Source organism: Aliivibrio sp. 1S128, from assembly GCF_001691065.1.
Classification (GTDB): Bacteria; Pseudomonadota; Gammaproteobacteria; order Enterobacterales; family Vibrionaceae; genus Aliivibrio.
The window spans coordinates 1-3,624 of record NZ_MAJV01000150.1 but is presented as its reverse complement, the minus strand read 5'-3'; the positions used below and the strand labels follow the sequence as shown (position 1 = coordinate 3,624).

3 protein-coding genes and 1 pseudogene are annotated in these 3,624 nt (G+C 36.7%); all 4 read left to right on the top strand.

Features of this window, described 5'->3' with window-relative positions; translation table 11 throughout:
• Positions 1 to 249, top strand: a pseudogene (locus A6E03_RS18275) (hypothetical protein); the annotation flags it as partial.
• A gap of 398 nt (positions 250 to 647) precedes the next feature.
• Complete coding sequence (locus A6E03_RS18270; protein WP_065601466.1) at positions 648 to 2,342, top strand: hypothetical protein; 1,695 nt, start codon at positions 648 to 650, stop codon at positions 2,340 to 2,342.
• 4 nt (positions 2,343 to 2,346) lie between these two features.
• Positions 2,347 to 3,435, top strand: a complete 1,089-nt coding sequence (locus tag A6E03_RS18265; protein WP_065601465.1) for a hypothetical protein — start codon at positions 2,347 to 2,349, stop codon at positions 3,433 to 3,435.
• Positions 3,435 to 3,605 (top strand): hypothetical protein, encoded by a 171-nt coding sequence (locus A6E03_RS20315; RefSeq protein ID WP_176703505.1) that lies wholly within the window; start codon positions 3,435 to 3,437, stop codon positions 3,603 to 3,605. The genes A6E03_RS18265 and A6E03_RS20315 overlap by 1 nt, the downstream gene beginning before the upstream one ends.
• Positions 3,606 to 3,624 lie beyond the last annotated feature (19 nt).

Sequence of the window (3,624 nt, the reverse complement as noted above, 5' to 3'; positions counted from 1 at the left end):
GTTAAATTAGAAAAAAAGGATCCAAAGAAAAAAAGCCAATACCGATTTTTTGATGTCTTAGGGCTTAACGCCGATTACGTTCGTTCAGCTTCTGCTGGCAGTGCAAGACAATATAAATTAACAATTGATAAAAAATTATTTGCTCAGACTCAGCATTGGGGACAAATCTGCTCTGGTCACTCAGCCACACTTTCATGGTTATACAACGGTTTTGCAAATAATGGTGCATTTATCAAGGAGGATAAATGATTGTTCAGGAAAGTATACATTAGCTGATGGATTTTATTTATTCTCAACTCAGTTTATTGGGATCTAGGCTTTAGTCAGTTTTGTTACTTTGGTGTTTATATTCGCTAGATTAACATCTGTTAATATCACCAATGAAAATAAGGTTGTGACCAGTTAGGCTAGGCTTTTTATATTATTGTAGTGAGTTGAACGGTCCTTTGTTGGGCCGTTTTTTGTTTTAAATAAAATAAGTAATTTTAAATGTAATTAAGAGGTTGGAGACTTACAAAAACAAGAGACGTCGACCTAGGAAGTTAAGAGTGAAAGGGAATAGAGTTTGACTGAGGAACCTATTCATATTTATATAATAGGCAAATTTATTATTAGATACCTTCAATACATTGAATGTGGAGACACAGATGCTCTGCCAATTTAAACTGATCCCTGGCCGGTTACTTACAAAAAAAGAATTACAATATATTCTTACGCCTAATGAGCTACATGTTCACCTTAATCGCTTTACCAGTCTACAAGCTTTAAACGCTTCTTTGCCCATTAATCTACAACGCCATATTGCTACTTCTGATCCACAAGGACTTTCACGTGTGGTACGGAGTATTCGTCAATTAGTTGAGAGCGGAGAGTGGGTTGCATTATCTTTACTGAACCAACAACGAAGTATAGATGAATTACATCTAGCTAAAGGGACAGGTCTTCAACAACGCATTGATAAAGTTGTTAATCCCTCAATCACAGGGTCCCGTATAAAAGTAAAACCGACGTTACTCAATGTTAGCACCACGGCCTCATCTATCATCCCAATGACAGAAAAAAAGAACGATAATAAAATCGTCATAGAGTTTGCGGGACAATGGCCAAATAACGCTGGTTCTATATCCATTTCAAAATTGAAAAACATAAATGAAAAGACATTAAAACCGAAAAAAGACAGTAAAAATGCACATAGGAGTTTAGTTGAGTTTACCTATTTGGATGACATAGACCGATCTTTATATTTGACGCTACCAAGTATGAACTCTGCTAAAGAGATAAACCTGTTACTGAGTAAATCATTATCCCCTGTTACCAAAGAAACAGAAATGGCAGAGTGGGATAATGTATTAGTGCCAGTGGTTCCAATGAAGAAACAAGGGGCGATGCACTCGTTATATCAAACTGGCTTCTTTTATGTCGTTTGGAAGGGGGAAGTATGGCGAGAAATTGCTGTTAATAAAAAAGGGTATTTTTGTGAATGTTACCGTCAAGACGACAATAAAGAGTCGTCAAAATCTTATCATGTAAATATTACAGGTTCTGAATTTCTACCAGATGCCAATGTTTCCTTTGAACGATTTGAATTGTATCAACAAGGGAAAAAAGTTTTTTCTGGTGAGCTTGATCTATGTGAACAAGCAAGAGTATTTGATTTAGGAGAAGAAGAGGTTACTTTAAAATTTGTAGATTTTGATTGCGATGAAATACGCCTACCGACACATGAAAGTCCAGCAAAAGATGATGGTTCAAGTAGTACGAAACGAATAAGTCACCCCATGCCTCATATTTGGATACCTTATAAAATATTAGGTCAACAGCAAACCGATTGTTATGTCTATTATAGCCAACGATCATTGAATGAAAATGACATTAATGCACTAGAGGCTGATTATATTAATATCGCTGTATCCACTGATGAAATGTCTGTTTATAGCAAGCAGCAAGTATTTGAAGGGGATGGTATCTACAAGTTACCTATAGTTGATAATTCAGTTTTTGGTTCAGAATTAATCAATAAGCAAAGTGATAGCAACATTGCAGCAATCACTGTGATGCCACCAAAAAATCAAATCATATTACGTTACCGAATTTGCAGCACGACAGACCAACCTGATGATTTCTTTATGTTGAGAAATGAAGAGGAAGAATGGTCACAGAAAGTCTACTTCAGGCAAGCAAAAGCTGATGATGAAGGCTTCTTAAATCTCCCTTTTTCTGGTTGGCCAAAAGAAGTTGAAGAAGTGGATATTCTTCGCGGCGCGAGTGCTGACTTAGGGACAACAGAATACGAATTATCCGTTTTGAAAACAAAAATTAAAATTTCAGAATTAATAGGCTAGAACAATGAAAAAAATACTATTATTTGCACTATTTAGCATCACTTTAATGGGGTGCAATGACCCTGAAAGTGTGGCAGCAGAAGCAGCTCAATTAAGGGCTGAACAACACCCAGATCGTACCTATGTGGGTGAGAATAACTATTACATCATGGAAAGCAGTGAACATGCGGCGTTTGGGCGAAAAAAAGAATTAAAAGTAATGTATCAAGACTTTCCACGTTACTTTGTTGAAAAAGCCAAAGAGTGGCCAAAAGAAGATCTTAATGATGCCAGCTCATACGATTTACCGCGTTTTCAATTTGCATGGGCGAACTCAAGCTCAAAAGATGAGTATGAAAGCGGGCTTAAAATTTGGAGCATGAAAACTGATGGTACTGATTTACGTTTGGTGACGGATGCAACCATAGATTTAACGGCGGTGCGAAATTTAACTCGTTCGCCAAATAATCGCTACGTCGCTTGGGCTGGCTCTGGTGGTCATAAAAGTGTGTATGATTTAAAAACAGGTAAGGTTTCGAATATGCATAAATTCACCTCGCCACTTGATATGTTTTGGTCGGAAGACAGTCGTTATTTGTATTTTGATGACGCTATAAACAGTTATGCTCGTTGGGATTCAGAGACGGGAGAGATTAGTGAGGTTAATTTTCAATTTAGTAGCTTCGCTAAAATCACAGATGATACGTTAGTTAGTTTAAATGTTTATGGTGTGTATAAACTTAATTTGATATCAAATGAAGGCGTTTTGCTAAAGTCTTCAAAATCATTACCTAGAGAACAAAGAAAATTAGACATAAGATCGATTAGTCCAACTGGTCGTTATGCTTGGGGATCTAATCCTTCTTTTGGATTCTTTTTTGATATAGAAAAAGGAACCGTAAAACAGATGGTTGATGATTTTGTTCCCGCACAAATTTTAGGGAAGGATGCACATTATAGTGCACTGAGTAAAATGACTTATGTCACTATTGTTGATCGTATCGAGGATAAAGTGTGGTCATGGAGTGCTTTCTCACATGGTGCCATGTCAGGAGAAGGGATCCTTTATAATGGATTAGCAAATAATGGTTTATGGTTCAAGGAGAGCAAATAATGTCTACTTTAAAAACCTATGATCATGGAGTGTATCTCTTAGGTGCATATTTTGAATGGAAACGTCGTGGACAAAGTGAATCATTTCCTGATTGGAATAAGGGTGCTTCATCTGATTTAACCGAGGCTAATGATTTACGCAATGTTCGTCCAATCCCTTTTACGCCATAAAGCAGCCATTAAATGTGAT

What these genes read in the sequence shown, in the direction of transcription:
- A6E03_RS20315 (WP_176703505.1), top strand. Translation starts at nt 3,435, where the DNA reads ATGTCTACTTTAAAAACCTATGATCATGGAGTGTATCTCTTAGGTGCA.
- A6E03_RS18265 (WP_065601465.1), top strand. Translation starts at nt 2,347, where the DNA reads ATGAAAAAAATACTATTATTTGCACTATTTAGCATCACTTTAATGGGG.
- A6E03_RS18270 (WP_065601466.1), top strand. Translation starts at nt 648, where the DNA reads ATGCTCTGCCAATTTAAACTGATCCCTGGCCGGTTACTTACAAAAAAA.